Genomic DNA, 19,159 nt, shown 5'->3' with positions numbered 1-19,159 from the left:
CCATTTACATAACAAGCGTTACGGCAATGTACCGTGGCGGCATGCCACGCACCAAGGGAGATCACGAGGCCCGCAGACGCGACGTCTCCGAAGCGGTCTGGCAGGTCATGGCCACACGCGGCTTCGCCGGCCTGACGCTGCGCGCCGTCGCCGCCGAACTCGGCGCGACCACCGGCCTGCTCACGCACTACTTCCCCACCAAACGCGCCCTGCTGGAGCACGCCCTTGACCTGCTCGAACAGCGCACCGTCTCCCGGCCCCGCCGCGATGCGGGCACAGGCCTGGCCGCCCTGAGGGACGCGCTGCTGGACATCCTGCCGCTGACCTCCGGGGCCACCGACAGCAACCGGATCTGGGTCTCCTCCTGGGACGCCGCCCTCTCCGACCCCGCCCTGAGCACCGACTACGCCCGTAAGTACGCCCAAGGCCGCGACAGGCTGACCGAGCGGGTGGCCGCGGCCCAGGAACGCGGCGAACTGCCACCTGGCGACCCCGCGCACATCGCGGTCGGGGCTCAGTCCTTCGTTCTCGGCCTGGTGGTCCAGGCCCTGTTCGACCCGGCCGCGTTCCCGCCACAGCGCCAGGTCGAGCTCCTGGACGACTACCTGGCCGCCGTGACCGCCCGCACCGGTCCGACGACGGCCACCCGGGACGATCCCGACGACGCGCTCTGAGTGATCGTGCTCCGGGTGCCCGAGAAGATGACGCCGGAGCCGGACGGGGTCTGGTTGAGGACCCACAGGCCGATCAGTGTCGCGAGCGTGAAGACGACCGCGATCAGGACGGCGAGGACCAGCCGCCGACGCCGTTCCCTGCGGAGCCAGTCTCCGCGGGCCGTGCGATAGGCGTCGGGAGCGGCCCGCACCCCGCCGGCGAGCCTCTCCAAGGCCGCGCGCAGTTCCTGTTCGGTCCGGTCCTGGGCGCTCCGGTCCTGGGCCTTCGCCTTCTCGTCCTTTTCCGTGTTCCCCGTCTGGTTCGGGAAGGTGTCGTTCATCGCCGGGCCTCCATCGCCTGGGTCAGGGCGGCGATGCCGCGCGCGGTGTGGGTCTTGACCGACCCGCAGGAGATGCCCATCGCGGCGGCTATCTCCCCCTCCTTGAGACCGAGCCAGTGCCGCAGGACGAGCGCTTCGCGCTGCCGGGCGGGCAGTTGCTGAAGAGCGTCGACCAGTACGCGCTGGTCGTCGTGGAGCAGGGCGGTGCTCTCGGCCGAGGCGACGACATCACCGGCCGGGGCCTCGGTATGCTTCCGGGCCACCTGGAGGTGGCGGATCCGCATACGGGTCAGATTGCACACCGTGGAACGCAGATAGGCCGCCGCCGCCTCGGTGTCCCGCAGCCGCCGCCACTTGCGGTAGATCTGGTAGTAGGCCTCGGCCACCACGTTCTCCGGGTCGTCGGCGCCGAGCAGGACGGCCAGGCGCAGCATCGAGGCGTAGTGCAGTTCGAACAGGTGGGCAAGGGTCGCCTCCCGCTCCAGTTCGGCCGGATCACTCGCCGCCGGGGCGAGCGCCTCGCCGTCGGCGGCGGGAGGCGTGTGCGGCACTGTGGGCAGCGGGGCGGGCAGTGCGGCAGGCAGCGGGGACGGGTCGGCGGTGGCCGGGGCCGTCTGCGGTACCGGTACGCGCGTGTGCTGTCTGCGTCTCATGAGCTGGTCGCTCCCGTCTCGGGGCGCCGCCTGACCGTCAGGCGGGACGGCAGGTCGGTGGCGTCGGCGCCGCGCGGGACCCCGAGGCGCTCGAGGACGGCGGTCCCGGTCACGACGACGATCAGATTGAGGAGCAGGGCCGCGAGCCCGGCGTAGATCTCCAGCGGCTGCCTCCCGGATCCGAGAGGCACGATCGACGAGAAGCCCTCCCGCACCACCAGGAACGTTCCGGCAACCATGCCCACGGTCCACCCGGCGAGCAGCGCCCGGGGATGCAGCCGGCCGGTGAACAGCCCGACGGCCACGGCCGGGAAGATCTGCAGGATCCAGACGCCGCCGAGGAGCTGGAGGTTGACGGCGTCCTGGTCGCGCAGCCCGAACACGAACGCGACCGCACCCACCTTCGCCGTCAGTGACACCGCCTTGGCGATGCGCACCTGCCGCTTGGGGGTGGCCGTCGGATGGACGTACTCGACGTAGACGTTCCGTACGAAGCTGGTGGCGGCCGCGATCGACATCACGGCCGCGGGGACCAGCGCCCCCACGGTGATCGCGGCGAACACCAGCCCTGCCAGCGGGCCGGGCATCAGCCGGTCGACCAGCATCGGCACGGCGGCCTCGGCCGCGCCCTTCGGGGCCCTCACCCCTGCCGCGAGGGCCGCGATGCCGAGGAAGCCGAAGAGCGCGAGCAGTCCCGTCCAGGCGGGCAGTGCCACCGAGACCTTGCGCAGGGTGCGGGGGCCGTCGGCGGCGAAACCGGCGGTGAGTACGTGCGGGTACATCAGCAGGGCCAGCGCGGAGCCGAACGCGAGCGTGGCGTACGCGGGTTGCTGGGCCGGGGACAGGAGCAGGGCGGAGTGGGCCGCGTCCGTCCCGCCGAGCCGCCGCGCCGCGCTGTCGAAGACCGCGCCGGGACCGCCGAGCCGGGCGAGGACCAGCCAGCAGACGGCGGTCAGCGAGACGAACACGGCCACCGCCTTCAGCGCGGAGATGACGGTGGGTGCGCGCAGCCCGTGCCGGTACGTCGCCACCGCGAGCCCGGCGAAGAGCGCCACCATCACCACATCGCCCCCCGCGCCCCGCGGATAGACGCCCCCGGCCGTCAACACCGCGCGTATGCCGAGCAGTTGCAGCGCCAGATACGGCATCGTCGCCAGAATCCCGGTCAGCGCGACCACCAGCGCCAGCGGCGGTGAACCGTATCGCCCGCGTACGAAGTCGGCGGCGGTGACATAGCCGTGCCGGCGGGCCACGGTCCACAGGCGGGTCAGCAGGACGAAGGCGAGCGGGCAGACGATCACGGTGTACGGCACCGCGAAGAAGGCCGGCGCCCCGTTGCCGTAGGCCAGTCCCGGTACGGCGGTGAAGGTGTAGGCGGTGAAGATGGTGCCGCCGAGCAGCAGCCAGGTCCATACCGGGCCGAGGCTCCGGTCGGCGAGGGCCCAGCCCTCCAGGGAGGGCAGCCGGTCGTTCGGGCTCAGCCGGCGCGCGGTGACGGCGAGCAGTGACGCCCCGCCGATCACGGCGAGGAACGTCGCGGTCATGGCGCCGTCGGCCATGGGTCACCGTCCTTCGTGTGCCTGAACCCTCGCGGGAGAGTTGCGCGAGCGGCCGGTTCCGATGACAGGGAACCGGCGGGAAATCTTCTGGAAATCCGCTGTCAACCGGTTCCGGGGAGTGGGCAACTCTTGCACAGACCGACAGCGAGCGGGAGAGGAGCGCAGGTCGTGGCACGGACCGGTCCGCACCGGCTACGCCATGTCACCTGAGCCGCACGCATCCGTACCGCCACACACCATCGCCACGGTGAGGAGCCGCCATGCCTACGTCAGCCATGCCCGAATCCGGACGGACCGCGCCACCGGGACCGCCGCCGACGCGGCCTCGCACGACTGCCCGGGCGGTCCTGGTGTGGACTGCCGTCGCCCTGCTCGGGGCCGCGGCCTGGGGCGTCCTCGCACTGTCCCGCGGTGAGAAGGTCTCCGCGGTCTGGCTGGTGGTGGCCGCGCTCGGCTCGTACGCCATCGCCTACCGCTTCTATTCCCGGTTCATCGTCCGCCGCGTGCTGAAGCCGGACGACCGCCGGGCCACACCCGCCGAACGGCTGGCGGACGGCGTCGACTTCCAGCCCACCGACCGCCGGGTGCTGCTGGGCCACCACTTCGCCGCGATCGCCGGTGCCGGCCCGCTGGTGGGACCGGTGCTCGCGGCCCAGATGGGCTATCTGCCCGGCACGCTGTGGATCGTCGCCGGGGTGATCTTCGCCGGGGCCGTGCAGGACATGGTGGTGCTGTTCCTGTCCATGCGGCGGGACGGCACGTCGCTCGGACAGATGGCCCGTGACGAGATCGGCCGGGCGGGCGGAGTGGCGGCCCTGGTCGCCGTCTTCGCCATCATGATCATCCTGCTGGGGGTGCTCGCCCTGGTCGTGGTCAACGCGCTCGCCCACTCCCCGTGGGGCACCTTCTCCGTCGCCATGACCGTCCCCATCGCACTCTTCATGGGCTTCTGGATGCACCGCATCCGTCCCGGCCGCGTCCTCGAGGCCAGCCTCATCGGCGTGGCGCTGCTGCTGCTCGCGATCGCCGGCGGCAGCTGGATCCAGAACTCCTCACTCGCCGGTGCCTTCACGCTGAGCCCGACGACCCTCGTCTTCTGCCTGATCGGATACGGTTTCGTCGCCTCCGTACTGCCGGTGTGGATGCTGCTCGCGCCCCGCGACTACCTCTCCACCTTCATGAAGATCGGCACCACCGGGCTGCTCGCGGCCGGCGTCGTGGTCGCCGCGCCCGTGCTGCACGCGGACGCGGTCAGCAAGTTCGCCACGTCGGGCGCGGGCCCGGTCTTCGCCGGCTCGCTCTTCCCCTTTCTCTTCATCACCATCGCCTGCGGCGCCCTCTCCGGCTTCCACGCCCTGGTCTCCTCCGGGACCACCCCGAAGCTGATCCAGAAGGAGTCCCAGGTCCGGATGATCGGCTACGGCGCCATGCTGATGGAGTCGTTCGTGGCGATCATGGCGCTGATCGCCGCCGCCACCCTCGACCCCGGTCTGTACTACGCGATGAACGCCCCCGCCGGCCTGCTCGGTGCGACTGCCCAGTCCGCCTCGCACGCGGTGGCAGGCCTCGGCTTCACCATCACCCCCGATCAGCTGACGCATGCGGCGAAGGCGGTGCAGGAACAGACACTGATCGCCCGCTCCGGCGGCGCGCCGACCCTTGCCGTCGGCATGTCGGAGATCTTCTCCGGGCTCTTCGGCGGCACCGGGCTGAAGGCCTTCTGGTACCACTTCGCGATCATGTTCGAGGCGCTGTTCATCCTGACGACGGTCGACGCGGGCACCCGGGTCGGACGGTTCATGCTCCAGGACATGCTCGGCAACGTCTTCAAGCCCCTCGGCCGCGTCAACTGGAGGCCGGGGATCTGGCTGTGCAGCGGGCTCGTCGTGGCGGCCTGGGGGTACTTCCTCTACACCGGCGCCACCGACCCGCTGGGCGGAATCAACCAGCTCTTCCCGCTCTTCGGGATCGCCAACCAGCTCCTCGCCGCCGTCGCCCTCACCCTCTGCACCACGGTCCTGATCAAGTCCGGGCGGCTGCGCTGGGCCTGGGTCACCGGCGTCCCGCTGGCCTGGGTGACGGCGGTCACCTTCACCGCCGGCTGGCAGAAGATCTTCTCCGGCGATCCGAAGGTCGGCTTCTTCGCCCAGCGGGCCAAGTACGCCGACGCCATCGACGCGGGGCAGGTCCTGCCGCCGGCGAAGTCCCCCGGCGACATGCACACCGTGGTCGTCAACTCCACCGTCGACGGCGTGCTGATGATCCTGTTCCTGCTGCTGGTCGCGGTGGTGATCGTCAACGCGGCGCTGGTGTGCGTACGGGCCGTCCGTTCCCCGGGCACGCTGCCGAGCACCGAGGCACCGTACGTCGAATCCCGCCTCGAAGTGCCCGAGCGGGCCGCCGAACCACTGGCCGGAGCCCGCCCGTGAGCGCCCCGCGGTGGGCGCGGACGGTGCGCTGGTACCTGCGCGAGCTGACCGGAGAGGCGGAGTACGACCGCTACTGCGAACGTCATCGCCGCCACCACCCGCTCGCGCCGGTACCGACCCGCCGGGAGTACCAGGCCCTGCGCACACTGCACCGGGAGTCACATCCGCAGGGCCGTTGCTGCTGAGGTCGGCACACCGGCCGTTCGAAACCGGATCACGGCCTGGGCCCGGCGCTCACCAGGCCGGACCGGTATGCGATCACCACCAGCTGAGCACGGTCGCGGGCATCCAGTTTGGACATGGCTCGCTGGATGTGGCTGCGCACCGTGAGCGGGCTGAGTACGAGCATCTCGGCGATCTCCGCGTTGGACTTCCCGTGGGCGGCCAGGGCCATGACCTCGCGTTCGCGCTGGGTGAGGGCGGCCAGGCCGGCCACGGGAACGGACGCGCTGTCCGGGTCGGGAGCGGCGAGGAAGCGGGTGATGAGCGTGCGGGTGGCCGCGGGCGACAGCAGTGCGTCGCCCGCGGCCACCGTGTGGATCCCCGCGAGGAGCGCTTCGGCGCTGACGTCCTTGCCGAGGAAGCCGCTCGCGCCGGCCCGCAACGCCTGGGCGACGTACTCGTCGTTCTCGAAGGTGGTCAGGATGAGTACTCGGACGTCCGACAGAGCGGGGTCCGCGCAGATCGCGGCGGTCGCGGCCAGACCGTCGGTGCCCGGCATGCGGATGTCCATCAGGACGACGTCCGGGTGGTGGGCGCGGGTGAGGTCGATCGCCTCACGGCCGTCGGCGGCCTCGTCGACGACGGTCATGTCGGGGGTCGAGTCGATGAGGATGCGGAAGGTGGCCCGGAGCAGGGCCTGGTCGTCGGCGAGGAGGACGCGAATCGTCATGGTGTGGGGTCTTCTGGTGAGGTGGTGCGGTCCAGGGGCAGTACACAGGTGACGTCGAAACCGCCGTCCGGGCGGGGCCCCGCGGTCAGGGTGCCGTCGAGGGAGTGGGCGCGTTCCCGCATGCCGATGAGGCCGAAGCCATGGGCGGACGCGGGGGCCGCCGCGACTGCGGGGCCGTCGTCGCTGACCCGGAGTGTCAGACGGTCCGGGGCGTGGGTCAGGCGCACGTGAGCGGTCCGCGTGTCGGCGTGCTTCGTGACGTTGGTGAGCGCCTCCTGAAGGATGCGGAAGGCGGTCAGGTCGGTGCTCGGGGACAGCTTGTGCGGGGTGCCCTCCACCGTGACGTCGACATGGAGTCCGGCCGAGGCCAAGGCGTCCGTCAGCTCCCGCAGCCGGTCGAGGCCGGGGGCCGGCCCCAGCGGGGAGTCCGGATCGGCGTCCTGGCGCAGCAGCCCGACCGTGGCCTTCAGTTCCCGCAGGGCGGAGGCGGTGGTGGACGCCAGGTTGTCCAGCATCTGAACCGTCCGCTCCGGGTGCGTTCGCGCGAGGTGGGCGGCGGTGCCGGCCTGCGCGTTGGCGAGGGCCAGATGGTGCGCGACGACGTCGTGCAGTTCCCGGGCGATGCGCATCCGTTCCTGTGCCACCCGGTAACGGGCCTCCTCCTCACGCGTCCGCTCGGCGTACTCGGCCCGGGCGTGGACCTCCGCGATGTACGCCCGGCGCATCTGCACATAGCTGCCGAGGGCGGCGGGCAGCAGGGCCCAGGCCGCGGGGTTCACCGTGGACAGGACGAGATGCCCGCCCCAGCTCACCAGCAGGCCCGTGACCATGAGGGAGAAGGCGGCACCGACGGACCAGTTGCGCACGCTCCGCCGCTCGGCCCGGGTGCCCATGGAGTAGAGGGCCGCGATCAGCGGGGCCATGACCAGCGGGGTGAGCAGATAACCCAGCGCTCCCTGCGCCAAGGCGCACCCCGTGGTCACGACGACGACGGCGCGGGGATGGCCGCGCTGCCAGCGGAGGGCCGTTCCGGCCACGACCGAGAGGAGGATGCCGGGCCACAGCGGGAGGCCGTCGGCGAGCAGCCGGCCGGAGACGATGCTTCCGCTCACGCTGAAGCAGACCAGCAGCAGGACGGCCGTGGCGCCCCAGCCATGGGAGGAGTCCCTCGGGGCACCCCGCCAACCGGGCTTCATCATTCTCTCCAGGGGATACGAAGCGTCTCGTGCCCGCGGTGCGCCGGACCGCTGACCGCGGGAGGGCGAACCGCGGGCCGTGACGGCTCAGATACGGGCCGGCTCCTGCGCCCCGGCCGCGATGTCACGGGCGCCGGAGGCCGGCCGGTGGGCCAGTCCCTCGCCCTCGACATCCACCCTGGGCAGGATCCTGTCCAGCCAGGATGGCAGCCACCAGGCCCGCTCACCAAGGAGGGCCAGGACGGCCGGGACCAGTGCCATGCGCACCACGAAGGCGTCGAACAGTACCGCGATCGCGAGGCCGAAGCCCGTCGCCTTGATCATGGGCTCGCTGGCGCCGATGAATCCGGAGAAGACCGCGATCATGATGACCGCCGCCGCCGTGACGACCCGGGCGCTGTTGCGGCTTCCGCTGACGATCGCCTCGGCAGGCCGGTCGCCGTGGACGTAGGCCTCCCGCATACGCGAGACGAGGAAGACCTGGTAGTCCATCGCGAGTCCGAACACGATGCCCACCATGAGTATGGGCATCAGGCTCATGATCGGCCCGGGCTGCTCGATGCCGAGCAGATCGGCGCCCCAGCCCCACTGGAAGACCGCGACGACCGCGCCGAGGGCCGCCAGCACCGACAGCAGGAAGCCGAGGGCCGCCTTGACCGGGACGAGGATCGAGCGGAAGACCACCATCAGCAGCAGGAAGGCGAGTCCCAGGATCACGGCGAGGTAGGGGATCAGCGCGTCCTGGAGCGCCTGGGCCACATCGATGTTCATGGCCGTGCTGCCCGTGACCTCGAAGGTCGCGCCGGTGGCGGACTCCAGCCCCGGACGCTCGCCACGGATGGTGTGAACGAGGTCCTTGGTGCGCTCGGCGGTCGGCCCCGTCGCCGGCGTCGCGGAGATCATGGCGGTGTCGCCCGAGGCGTTGAACCGGGCCGGGGAGACGGTCACCACCCCGTCGGTGGCCTTGACCTTGTCGCTGATCTCAGCGACGGCCTGTTTCGGGTGTGCGGCGTTCCGGGCGTCCACGACGATCGTCAGCGGGCCGTTGAACCCGGCGCCGAAGCCGCGGGAGAGGTCGTCGTAGGCGCGGCGTTCCGTGGTGGACGTGGGCTTGGACTCGGCGCCCGGCATCCCCAGGCGCAGATCCGTCATCGGCACCGCCAGGGTGACGAGGCCGACCACTGAGGCCAGCAGGATGACGACGGGCCGGCGCAGCACGAACCGCGCCCAGCGGCTTCCCCCGTTGTCCCCGCGGGTCTCGGCCCGCACGCCCTTCTTGCGGGTCCGGCGGGAGAGGACCGCGCCCGGCCAGAACCCGAGGAGGGCCGGGATGAGGGTCAGGGCGATCAGGACCGCGACGACGACCGCACCCGCGGCGCACAGCCCCATCTTCGTCAGCACCGGAACGCCGATCACCGACAGGCCCGCCAGGGCGATGACCACCGTGAGACCGGCGAAGACGACAGCCGAGCCCGCGGTGCCGGCGGCGAGGCCCGCCGCTTCCTGCGGGGCATGTCCCTTGGCCCGTTCCTCGCGGTACCGCGAGACGACGAACAGGGCGTAGTCGATGCCGACCGCGAGGCCGAGCATGGACGCCAGCGTCCCGGAGGTCGCCGAAAGGCTGAAGGTACTGGCGAGCGCCGTGATGGAGGCCATGCTGATGCCGACTCCGGCGATGGCCGTGAGCAGGGGAAGGCCGGCGGCCGCCAGTGATCCGAAGGTCATCACCAGGACCACGGCGGCGACGGCCATGCCGATCACCTCGGAGGCGCCGCCCGCGGCCGGCTGGGTGGCCAGCGCGGTGCCGCCCACCTCGACCGTCATGCCGCTCTTGCGCGCACGGTCGATGGCGTGCCGCAGTGCGGTCTTGCCGGTGTCGGTGAGATCGCCGGCCGTGACCTTGTAGGTGACGGTCGCGTACGCCATGGACGCGTCCTTGCTCACGGCGGCGGCCCGGAAGGGGCTCACCGCGCCGGCCGCCTGCGGACCCTTGCCCGCCTCGGTCACGAACGCGTCGATGACCCGGCGGTTGTCCGCCGCCGTCACCTTCTCCCCGTGGGGCGCGACGAAGACGATCCGGGCGCTGGCCGCGTTGCCGTTCGTCCCGGGGAAGCGCTGCTGCATCAGGTCGAAGGCCTTCTGCGCCTCGATCCCCGGCATGAAGGACGTGCCGCCGTCGTCGGCGGAGGGCGCTGCGACGGCGCCCGCGCCGACGGCGACGAGCACCGCCGCCCAGACGAAGAGAACGGACCAGCGCCGCCGGAAGGCAGTACGGCCCACTCGGTAGAGGAGGGTAGCCACGAGTCAGGAATCTCCACATCGGAATCGGGTACCGCTCCAGGCTGATCGATCGCCGTCCCGAAGTCGTCCTGCACGTATACGCACTTGCGCCTGGTGTCAGAGCAGCAGAGGGGCTGCCGCTTCCTCATCCGCAGGTATGACACGGCCTCCAGGAGTCAGGCTCCCTGCCAGCCGTCGTGGTGCAGGACCTGCTCGAGCGGCAGCCGCGGCCCCGGCCCGAATGAGCGGCGCAGCGGGTACGCCGTCGGCAGCAGTGCGCCCTGGCGGACGGTGGGCGGCAGGCCCAGCAGGTCGGCGACCTCCTGCTCGCGGTCCAGGTGGACCGCCGTCCAGGCGGTGGCCAGACCGCGGCTGCGGGCGGCGAGCGCGTAGCTCCAGGCGGCGGGCAGCAGCGACGCCCACAGACCCGCCTGGTTACCGGTCGGCAGCCGCCCGTCGCCCAGTTCGAGGCACGGGATGACCAGGACGGGCACCCGGTGCAGCCGGTCGGCCAGCGCGCGGGCGGCGGTGAGTACGGAGCGCGTCCCCTCGGGCAGCTCCGCCGGCCGCTCCAGCGCGGCGGCGTTGCGGTCGTGGAACGCGCGGCGGTACACCTCGGCGACGTCCGCGCGGATGCGCGGGTCTGTGAGCAGGAGCCAGCGCCAGTTCTGCCGGTTGTTGCCGTTGGGTGCCTGGAGGGCGATGCGCAGGCAGTCCTTGACGAGTTCCGGGTCCACCGGCCGGTCCAGGTCCAGGCCCCGCCGCACGCACCGCGTGGTGGTCAGCAAGCCATCGGAGGTGAGGGGCAGTTCAGCTCTCATGGCAGCAGCACCGACCTGATCACCAGCGAGAGGTACGTGGCCACGACGAAGCCCATGGCGGTGGGCAACGGCCAGGCACCGTGGCCGGTGGACAGGAACCTTCGGGTGCCCCAGGCGGGCAGAGCCACCGCCAGGCAGGGCAGCAGCCCGAGCGGGCCGTCCGGCGCGAAGAGCAGCACCTGGCAGCCGGCCGCGCCGGCCGCGAAGCCCACGGTGACCGCCGCACCGCGGCGCGGGCCGAGGTCGGCCGAGTACAGGCGGGCACCGGGCGGCGCCTCCCAGGACGTCTTGCGGGCGAACTCGAAGTGCAGGAAGACGCAGGCGCACAGAGCGAGCAGCACCGCGCCGCGCCAGTCGGCGGTGACGCTCCCGGCGGCGACGAGAGACCCGTACACGTAGGCGCCGAGCAGCACCTGCACCGGGTAGGTGACGGCCAGGTTGAGCAGTTGCCGGTCGCGTACCGCGGGTGACAGCCGTTCCAGCGCGGTGAGCAGCAGCCCGTAACCGAGGGCCGCGAGGAGCAGCAGGGCGGCCGTGGTGGAGCAGACGGTGTTGAGGGCCGTCACCACCAGGGCGATCGCCGCCATCGCGCCGCGCAGTTCGGCCACGGTGACCGCACCGGTGACGAGCGGCCGGTCCGGGTGGTGTACACGGTCGTACGCGAGGTCCTTGCACTCGTCCAGCATCCGCAGGAACAGCAGCGCCAGTACGACGCTCACGACCCGCACCCAGGTGGCGCCGGACGGCTGCCAGGCCGTGCCGGTCGCCGCCACCGCCGAACTCTCCAGAGCGAGGACCCACAGCAGTCCGTAGGTGACGTAGATGTGCGGCCGGAACCTCACCCACACGAAACGGCACAGCCTGGCGGGTGCGGCCCGGGTCATACGGCTCCGTACGCCGCCGGGACGGCGAGGGCACCCTCGAGGCCGGCCGGGTCCGCGTCGGCCAGCCTGATCCAGGCCTCGGCGGCGACGACGCCGGCCTGGTGCAGGGTGCAGTCGATGCCGGCGTCGGGCCGGACGGGAGCGGTACGGCACTGAAGCGGCAGGTCCATCTCGGCGAAGCAGCAGAACCGCGCCGCCAGGGCGACCGGCAGCGCCGCCGGCGTGCGGACGGTGCCGGCGTCGACGGCCGCCGTCAGGGCGAGTTGGCGGAAGGCTTCCAGTTCCAGCATGCCGGGGACGTGGTCGACCCAGTGGTCGTACAGGGTCGGGTGGGTGGTCTCGGCGATCAGCCGGGCGGTGCGGGTGCCGTCGGCGGCCGTGTGCGGCGGTGAGATGACCGTGTTGGCCGGGTCGCGCCGGCCGACGAGCGCGGGGTCGACGCGTGGTCCGGACAGGGCGACGGGAACCTCGGGCAGGCAGAGCCCGCCACGTTGTCCGGCCCGCAGGCGTGTCCAGGCGCGCGGGGGCATCCAGGAGTAGTCGATGCGGGCCAGCAGGGCCTTGCGCGCGCCGATGGTCAGGGTGAAGCGCAGCCGCAGGCCGGTCACCGCGGCCCGGTGGCGGAACCGGTGTTCGACACGGGCGGTGATGACGGCTTCGGTGGGGCGGTCGCCACAGATGAGGTCCTCGGGGTTCGGCACCTCGAACTCGACCGAGCGCAGCAGGAACTTGTGGCCCAGGGGGACGTCGAAGTGGCGGTGGGCCACCACGAAGATGCCCTGCCGGCACGCCTCCAGCAGCAGCAGGGGGTCGTGGTGGGTGTGCGGGCCGGAGGTGTCGTGGTAGAAGGCGTGGCGGCGGGGAAGCTGCGCGGCCAGCAGTATCTCGTCCTCGCCGTGGCGCTCCGCGTCGGTCAGGAAGACCTCGGCGACCGCGGCGCGGTGCACCAGCTCCCTGGTGAGTGTCCGGGTGAACTGCATGGGCCGCTCCTCACCTCGGCGTGCCGCGGACGGTGTCCAGGTGGCGGCGCCAGCTGTCGGCGTCGGCCCCGTCGAGCACGGGAACCCGGCCGGGCTGCCGCATGGGGAGCACCTTGGAACCGACGATGACGGTGTCCCACGGGTCGAGGTCGATCCCGTGCTCCCACGCGGTCTCCAGCAGCAGCCGCGGACCGGCCGCCGGGTCGGTGGCGCGGTGCCGGGCCAGGGCGTCACGCAGCCGTTCGACGGCGGGCTCGAAGTCGAGGTTCCGGGGCTTGGCGGCGGCGTACAGCAGGCCGGTCAGCTCCAGGGCCTCGGCGGTGCGGTCCTCGCCGGCGAGGGCGGAACGGAAGAGCCGGTCGCGTGCGGTGCCGTCGAAGTGCACGGCCAGCTCTCGCAGGACGTCGGCGGGTTCGTCGGGGGTGTGCACCAGGTTCAGCAGGTAGCTGTAGCGGCCGAGGAGGTGGCGCAGCTGGCCCGGCTGCCGGGCGTCGGGGTCGGTGGGCCCTTTGAGCCGGGTGAGTTCGACCGAGGCGGGGACGTCCAGGTCGTGCGCGGGGCGGACGAGCAGCACGAGGGCGTCGGCGTCCTCCAGGAAGAGGGCGGCGAGCCTCCTGCGGTGAGGGGTGGCGAGGTTCCACTGGAAGTACCACAGGGAGCGGATCATGGTGCGGGTCAGCCGGGTGACCGCCGCTGCGACGATCCTGAAGCCCCTCCCGCCCAGCCAGTCCACGGCCGCGTCCAGACTGCGGGCCACCACGGCGTCCGGCTTGAGCAGCAGCACGGCGTGCCGGTGGGCGAAGCCGGTGACGTCCTCGGTGAGGGCGGCGAGCTGTTCGTGGCTCTCCTGGAAGTAGGTGTCCGCACCGTACAGGCGTTGCTTGGCGGGGTGGCAGGTCAGCAGCGGGGAGACGGGTATGCCGTACGTGGGTCCGGCGAGCTGCGTGCGGGTCATGGGTGGGTGCTCCCGTCGTACAGGGCGGCGGCCGGCTTCTTGCGCGGGGCCGGGCCGAGATAGCCGGTGGTGAGGCAGTGGTCGAGGAGGCGGCGCAGGTAGGGCCGTCCGCGTGTGGGCGCCGGACGGCGGCTGAAGGCCGCGGCCTGCGTGTCGTCGAAGTGGACGCGCCGCCGGAAGTAGGTGTCGTGCAGGGAGATGACGCGGTCGTAGTAGGGGCGTTCGCGGTCGGGCAGGGCCGAGGCGGAGAACGCGGACGGCGGTACGAACCTCGGTACCTGGAACGACGGGTACTCGGCGAGGACGTCGGAGAAGTCCCGCAGGGTCAGCTCGTGACCGACGGCGTGCAGGGTGCGGCCCTCGGCGTCCTGGAAGCGGGTGGCGGCCTCGGTCACCAGATCGGCGACGCGGTCGACCGGGACCAGGTCGAGGACGGCGTCGTAGTGGCCGGGCACGGTGCGCACCAGGCCCCTGGTGAGGACCCGGAGCACGGGGTAGATGGTCCTGAAGTCGCGGACGCGGCCGGTGCGGGTGGCGCCGGTGACGATGCTGGGGCGCACCACTGCCACGGGCAGGCCGTCCCGCGCCGCCTTGTGGATCACGGTCTCGGCGGTGAGTTTGCTCTTCTCGTAGCCGTTGCCGGGGCGTTGGCCGACGTCGAGTTCGTCCTCGCGGGCGGTGCCGTCGCGTTCTCCGCACACGTATGCGGTACTGACGTGCACCAGCGGGATACGGCCGGCGAGGGCGAGGTCCAGGACGTTTTGGGTGCCGGTGACGTTGACGCGGTCGTACCGTTCGTCGGGCAGTCCGAAGTCGGTGACGGCGGCGCAGTGCACGATCCGGTCGGCGGTGGCGGCGAGCCTGCGGTCGTCGTCGGTCAGCCCGAGGCCTGGGCGGGTGATGTCGCCGGCGATCCGGGTCAGGGTGCCCGGTCCGGGGCTGAGTCTTCTGCCGTTGTTGCGGACGAGTTCGCCGTTGCGGTGCAGCAGGACCAGCACGGTGTGGCCGGCGGCGCTGAGCCGGGCGGCCGTCTCCGCGCCCAGGAATCCGCTGGCGCCGGTCACCAGCACCGTCATGGGGTCGGACATGCTCGGTGCCGTCACAGGGCTTGGTGGGGCTGGGCGCCGTTGGCGGCCAGCAGGTCGCGGGCCTCTTCGATGGGCAGTTCCGCGTCGAGGTGGGCGCCGATGCGCAGCCAGTCGTGGCCGATCCGGAGGGTGGCCCGCCAGGTGTCCGCGGAGTCGAAGGAGAGCGGGAAGGAGCCGGCGCCCGCGGTGTCGCGGACCTGGCCGATGTAGGCGCGCAGTTCCGCGAGCAGGGTGTCGCCGTGCCGCGCCGAGTCGACGGTGCGCCGCAGCAGTTCGCCGGCGCGCTCCCCGACCGGCCCGGTGGCGGGCGGCAGCAGGTCGAAGCGGCGTACGAGGTCGGGGTCGGCGGGCAGCGGATGGACCCCGTGGGCGCTGAACAGCCCGCGCAGAGCGGCGTGTACGGCGCGACGCGCGGTGAGTTCGGCGACGCGCCACTGGCCGCGTCGCAGGGCGCCGGTCAGATCCTCGACGGCGTTCTCGACGACCACGTTGGACCACACCAGGGCCATGGCCGCGGCGGCGAACCGGTCGGCGGGCAGCGGCATGAGGTCCACGGCGCCGGGTCCGCCGACGGCGGCACCGCGCACCGACAGCAGCGGCTGTACGGTGGAGGGCGGCGGGGTGACGGGTCCGGGTGGGGCGGCGAGCGGCAGCGAGGGGGTGACGGTGCCCCCGCCCTTCCAGGCGAGGCGGACCAGCCCGTAGCGCAGGAAGGCGGCCAGCGGCGGGCCGGGGTCGGTGACGCCGGTGTCCGCGGCCGCGGCCAGCACCCGGGGCAGTGGCCGGCCGAGGACGAGGGAGCGCCAGACGGCGCCGGCGTCCTCGCCGAGGGCGAACACCTCGCGCCGGCCGCGGATGACGTGGACGCGGTCGCCGGTCTGCCAGGTGGTCACCCCGGCCACGCGTTCGACGGTGAGCCGCTCGGCCCGCAGGGGGACGCCGGTGAGACCGACTTCCTCGGCGAAGGCGAGGCAGGCGGTCAGGTGGGCGTGGGCGGCGTCGGTGTCGCCGGGAGCGGGGTCGGTGGCCGTCAGCTCCCAGTAGCGGTCGCGTACGTCCGCCTGGCCGGCCCGGTCCAGTTGCAGGGACAGCCACTTGGGTTCGAGGTAGGTCTCGCCCAGGCCGGCCGCCCAGGACTTGACGGTCTGGACGAGCCCGGCGCGGGTCCAGTCGACCGCCTCGTCGCTCTCGCCGAGGCACAGCAGCGCCATCGCGTGCCGCAGGGACTGCCGGGCCCGGTGCGCCCACCAGTCGGCGGTGATCCGGCGGAACCGCTCCACGGGCAGCATCGCCCTCACCTCCTCGATCAGGGCGTGGCCACGCAGCGGGTGGCTGTGCAGCAGCCGCTGGCAGCGGTTGAGGAGGTCCTCGGAGAGCCGGCCGGGCCGCGCGGCCCCCTCCTCCACCGCGCGTAACCGGTCGGTGAGTTGGCGCACCGACTGGGTACGGATCTCCACCCGCCGGCCGTCCACGAAGAGCAGCGACGGCATGGCCGGCAGGTCGTCCTCGCGGCGGGCGACGAGCAGGAAGTCGATGTCGGAGGAGGGATTGCCGAACCCCTCCGCGATGGAGCCTTCGAGGGTCACGGCCCACTCGGTGCCGTGGGGCAGTTCGGCGAGGGACTTGTCCAGCAGGTCCTGAAGTCGGTCCTCGGTGAGTATCACGGGTGTGTCTCCGTTCGGGGGGTGTGCCGGGCGGCGGCCGGGCCCTCGCCGGGCGGGTCGGCGAGTACGGTGACCGTTCCGGCGGTGCCGTCGACGCGCAGCCGGGTGCCGCTGCGGATCTCCGTGGTGACGTCCTTCACCTGGACCACGGTCGGGATGCCCAGCTCTCGTGCCACGACGGCGACATGGGTGAGCGGGCTGCCGCGTTCGATGACGAGCGCGGCGGCCGAGGACAGGGCGGCGACCCAGCCGGGGTCGGTGCGGTAGGTGACCAGGATGCCGCCGCCGATGTCGTGCGGGGCGTCGGTGACCACGGCCGGCCCCTCGACGACGCCGGGGCAGCAGGGGGTGCCGCGCAGTTCGCGGGCTCCGCTCGGGGCGGCCGGAGCGTTCGTCCAGCCGGCCCTCTCCAGGTTGCCCGACCAGTACGGGGCGCCGCGGGTGGTGAAGCGGGACGGGGCGTGCAGGGCGGTGTCGGCGGCCAGTTGGCCGCGGCGCAGCGCGACCAGGTGCCGCAGTTCGGTGTGGGCGATCATGCCCTCGTAGGCGCCTGTGATCTCTTCCAGGCGCAGCATGAAGATGTCGTCCCGGGCGTCGATGGCACCGGCCCGGGCCAGATCGAGGCCCAGGGCGCGCAGCATGCGTTTGGCCGCCCCGAAGGCGCGGGTGCGGCAGAACCGCAGGCGTTCCCGGTCGGCGAGGGCCGCCCGGGCCTTGCCCCGCACGCGCTCGTACAGCAGGCGGCGCGGGCCGCGCAGATGCTCGTCGAGGTAGGCGTCGGCGTCGCCGCCGTGGTCCGGCGCGCCGGCGTCCGCGGTGGCCGGCAGGGCGTCGCGCAGCAGGGTGAACAGTCCAGCCGGGTTCTCACGCAGGTCGGGGACCTCGAGCTTGAGTTCGTCGGGGCTGCGGTAGCCGTAGTCGGCGATGTACGTGTCGACCGCGGCCAGGAACCGGGTGTGGCCGGCGTCGCGGAGTGCCTGGTAGGCCCCGGAGTCGGGGGTGCGTTCCAGCAGTCGCAGGACCTCGGTGTCGGCGCGTGCCAGCGCTGCCAGTTCGCGCAGCGCCCACACCGGTTCCGCGGACTCCACGGCGCCGCCGGGTGCGGCCGCGGCCCAGGTGAACCACTCCGGTGCGGCCGGGAGCCAGCTGCGGGTGAGCAGGGCCAGTAGTCCCACGGAGAGCAGGACCGTCGCGTCAAGGACCTGCATCGGGCCCCATTTCTCGATGAGTTCGCGCTGCAGCCGGCGAAAGCGGCGGTAGGTTTCGTCACCGGGCAGCGCATCGTAATCGACATTGTTGAAGACGGCGTACGCCCGGTAGAAATCCCTGTGGAAGGTCTCCACACATTTCCGTGTCGTGAGGAATCTCCTCACGAAGACCGTGGTTCGGGTCAGGCGCGAAAGCCGTCCGCGCAGCCCGGATTGTGGCGTGAATGGATGGAGGGTGTCGGCGATCTCGTCGGAGATGCTTTCCGCGACGCCGAGGCACTTCTCGAGAACGCGCCGGTTGAGCCGGTACAGCGGGGCCAGGCGCACCATGCGGTACCAGTGGAACAGGTTGTAGTAGACCCGCCCGTGGACATGGCCGAGCAGATGCGGGGTCCACTCCCGCACCTCGCGCAGTTGCTCGCCGCGGACGCCCAGGGCGCGGGCGTAGCCGTCGTACACCTTGGCGTAGGTGTCGGCGGCGAAGCTGTAGGTCAGCGGGGACACGACACCGCTGAAGCTCTCCACGATGTTGGAGTTGTCCCAGATGCGCAGCTCGCCCCCGGGCTCCTCAGTGGGAGCGAGGGCGGTGACCGGGCGGCTCTGGAGGATCCACAGGGTGCCGTCGGCGACGGCCCACTCGATGTCCTGAGGAGTGCCTCCTTGGTGGGCGGTGACGCGGACGCCGGTCTCGTGCAGCCGGGCCAGGTCGGCGGCCGTCAGGGACAGCGTGGCGCGGTCCTCGTCGGCGACGGGTGACACCTGGCAGCCGGGTCCGGTTCCGGCGTCGTAGCGCTCCTGCTTGTCACCGACCACCGTGGTCAGCGGCTCGCCGGTGGCGGCGTCCAGGACGACGGTGTCCGCGTCGACCGCGCCGGAGACGAGCCCCTCCCCCAACCCGTGGACGGCGCTGACCACATGGCGGTCGGTACGACCGGTCGCCGGGTCGGCGGTGAACAGCACACCGCTGCGCTCGGCGGGCACCATGCGCTGCACGATCACGGCGACCCCATCGGTGTCGACCGGCAGCCCGTGCCGCGCCCGGTAGCGAAGGGAGCGCTCGGAGAATCCGGAGGCCCAGCAGCGGCGGACCCGGGAGGCGACCTCGTCGAGGCCGCGGACGTTGAGGAAGGTGTCGAACTGGCCGGCGAAGGAGTGCCGCACGCCGTCCTCCTCCGCACCGGACGAGCGGACGGCGACCGCACCGCCACCGGCCTGCCGGTAGGCCAGGGCGATGGCCTCGGTGACGCGCTCGCCCAGCGGCGCGGACTCGATCAGACGGGCGATCTCGTCGGCGACCTGCCGGGCATGCGACGGCCGGCCGTCGGCGAACAGCCGTGCCAGGTGTTCGTCCAGTCCACTGCCACGACAGAATTCCCCGAAGACATCCAGGCCGAGGATCGACCAGCTCGGTATGTGAAAGCCGGACATGCTCAGGGCGTGGAGGTTCTTCCCTTTTCCCCCGGCCCATTCGGCGATCTTGGATTTTTCACTGGCCGGTGTGAGGACAGGTAAGGACCGGCGCCCCGATCTCGTGGAGAGCGACAACTCGTTTCCTT

General features: G+C 72.2%; 16 protein-coding genes. 3 read left to right on the top strand and 13 right to left on the bottom strand.

What is annotated here, in order from left to right; all coding sequences use genetic code 11:
• Positions 1 to 41 precede the first annotated feature (41 nt).
• On the top strand, positions 42 to 674 hold the full coding sequence (locus ACH45E_RS15400; RefSeq protein ID WP_361438740.1) for a TetR/AcrR family transcriptional regulator: 633 nt from the start codon (positions 42 to 44) through the stop codon (positions 672 to 674).
• On the opposite strand, the gene ACH45E_RS15395 is transcribed toward ACH45E_RS15400, so the two are convergent.
• The 3 genes from ACH45E_RS15395 to ACH45E_RS15385 are packed head-to-tail and all read right to left on the bottom strand — an operon-like array spanning position 602 to position 3,206.
• Complete coding sequence (locus tag ACH45E_RS15395; RefSeq protein WP_361438742.1) at positions 602 to 994, bottom strand: hypothetical protein; 393 nt, start codon at positions 992 to 994, stop codon at positions 602 to 604. The genes ACH45E_RS15400 and ACH45E_RS15395 overlap by 73 nt on opposite strands.
• Complete coding sequence (locus tag ACH45E_RS15390) at positions 991 to 1,647, bottom strand: sigma-70 family RNA polymerase sigma factor (protein ID WP_361438744.1); 657 nt, start codon at positions 1,645 to 1,647, stop codon at positions 991 to 993. The genes ACH45E_RS15395 and ACH45E_RS15390 overlap by 4 nt, the downstream gene beginning before the upstream one ends.
• Positions 1,644 to 3,206 carry a sodium:solute symporter gene (locus tag ACH45E_RS15385; RefSeq protein WP_361438746.1) on the bottom strand — a complete coding sequence of 521 codons (1,563 nt, stop codon included), beginning with the start codon at positions 3,204 to 3,206 and terminating at the stop codon, positions 1,644 to 1,646. The genes ACH45E_RS15390 and ACH45E_RS15385 overlap by 4 nt, the downstream gene beginning before the upstream one ends.
• A 260-nt stretch (positions 3,207 to 3,466) precedes the next feature.
• Between ACH45E_RS15385 and ACH45E_RS15380 the strand changes: the two genes are divergently transcribed.
• Together ACH45E_RS15380 and ACH45E_RS15375 are read left to right on the top strand one after the other, a co-directional pair.
• Complete coding sequence (locus ACH45E_RS15380; RefSeq protein WP_361438748.1) at positions 3,467 to 5,635, top strand: carbon starvation CstA family protein; 2,169 nt, start codon at positions 3,467 to 3,469, stop codon at positions 5,633 to 5,635.
• Positions 5,632 to 5,820 carry a YbdD/YjiX family protein gene (locus tag ACH45E_RS15375; protein WP_361438750.1) on the top strand — a complete coding sequence of 63 codons (189 nt, stop codon included), beginning with the start codon at positions 5,632 to 5,634 and terminating at the stop codon, positions 5,818 to 5,820. The genes ACH45E_RS15380 and ACH45E_RS15375 overlap by 4 nt, the downstream gene beginning before the upstream one ends.
• A 29-nt stretch (positions 5,821 to 5,849) precedes the next feature.
• Here the strand turns inward: ACH45E_RS15375 and ACH45E_RS15370 are convergent, their stop codons facing one another.
• The 10 genes from ACH45E_RS15370 to ACH45E_RS15325 all read right to left on the bottom strand — a co-directional run bounded on the left by ACH45E_RS15370 (position 5,850) and on the right by ACH45E_RS15325 (position 19,148).
• On the bottom strand, positions 5,850 to 6,527 hold the full coding sequence (locus ACH45E_RS15370; protein ID WP_361438752.1) for a response regulator transcription factor: 678 nt from the start codon (positions 6,525 to 6,527) through the stop codon (positions 5,850 to 5,852).
• Positions 6,524 to 7,726 (bottom strand): sensor histidine kinase, encoded by a 1,203-nt coding sequence (locus ACH45E_RS15365; RefSeq protein WP_361438754.1) that lies wholly within the window; start codon positions 7,724 to 7,726, stop codon positions 6,524 to 6,526. The genes ACH45E_RS15370 and ACH45E_RS15365 overlap by 4 nt, the downstream gene beginning before the upstream one ends.
• Positions 7,727 to 7,810: 84 nt before the next feature.
• Positions 7,811 to 10,024, bottom strand: a complete 2,214-nt coding sequence (locus tag ACH45E_RS15360; RefSeq protein ID WP_361438756.1) for an MMPL family transporter — start codon at positions 10,022 to 10,024, stop codon at positions 7,811 to 7,813.
• 155 nt (positions 10,025 to 10,179) lie between these two features.
• Complete coding sequence (locus ACH45E_RS15355; RefSeq protein ID WP_361438758.1) at positions 10,180 to 10,824, bottom strand: nitroreductase family protein; 645 nt, start codon at positions 10,822 to 10,824, stop codon at positions 10,180 to 10,182.
• On the bottom strand, positions 10,821 to 11,708 hold the full coding sequence (locus ACH45E_RS15350; RefSeq protein WP_361438760.1) for a hypothetical protein: 888 nt from the start codon (positions 11,706 to 11,708) through the stop codon (positions 10,821 to 10,823). Before ACH45E_RS15350 ends, ACH45E_RS15355 begins: the two co-directional genes overlap by 4 nt.
• Positions 11,705 to 12,688, bottom strand: coding sequence for a ScbA/BarX family gamma-butyrolactone biosynthesis protein (locus ACH45E_RS15345; RefSeq protein ID WP_361438762.1), 984 nt, complete (start codon positions 12,686 to 12,688; stop codon positions 11,705 to 11,707). Before ACH45E_RS15345 ends, ACH45E_RS15350 begins: the two co-directional genes overlap by 4 nt.
• 10 nt (positions 12,689 to 12,698) lie before the next feature.
• Positions 12,699 to 13,643: a nucleoside-diphosphate kinase gene (locus ACH45E_RS15340; protein WP_361438764.1), complete on the bottom strand. Its 945-nt coding sequence runs from the start codon at positions 13,641 to 13,643 to the stop codon at positions 12,699 to 12,701.
• Positions 13,640 to 14,731 (bottom strand): SDR family oxidoreductase, encoded by a 1,092-nt coding sequence (locus tag ACH45E_RS15335; protein ID WP_361438766.1) that lies wholly within the window; start codon positions 14,729 to 14,731, stop codon positions 13,640 to 13,642. Before ACH45E_RS15335 ends, ACH45E_RS15340 begins: the two co-directional genes overlap by 4 nt.
• An 11-nt stretch (positions 14,732 to 14,742) precedes the next feature.
• Complete coding sequence (locus ACH45E_RS15330; RefSeq protein ID WP_361438768.1) at positions 14,743 to 16,395, bottom strand: hypothetical protein; 1,653 nt, start codon at positions 16,393 to 16,395, stop codon at positions 14,743 to 14,745.
• Positions 16,392 to 19,148, bottom strand: coding sequence for a phosphoenolpyruvate synthase (locus ACH45E_RS15325; RefSeq protein ID WP_361438770.1), 2,757 nt, complete (start codon positions 19,146 to 19,148; stop codon positions 16,392 to 16,394). Before ACH45E_RS15325 ends, ACH45E_RS15330 begins: the two co-directional genes overlap by 4 nt.
• Positions 19,149 to 19,159 lie beyond the last annotated feature (11 nt).

It is taken from the genome of Streptomyces sp. NPDC020299, from assembly GCF_044387825.1.
Classification (GTDB): domain Bacteria; phylum Actinomycetota; class Actinomycetes; order Streptomycetales; family Streptomycetaceae; genus Streptomyces.
This window is presented reverse-complemented; position numbering and strand designations above follow the sequence as displayed.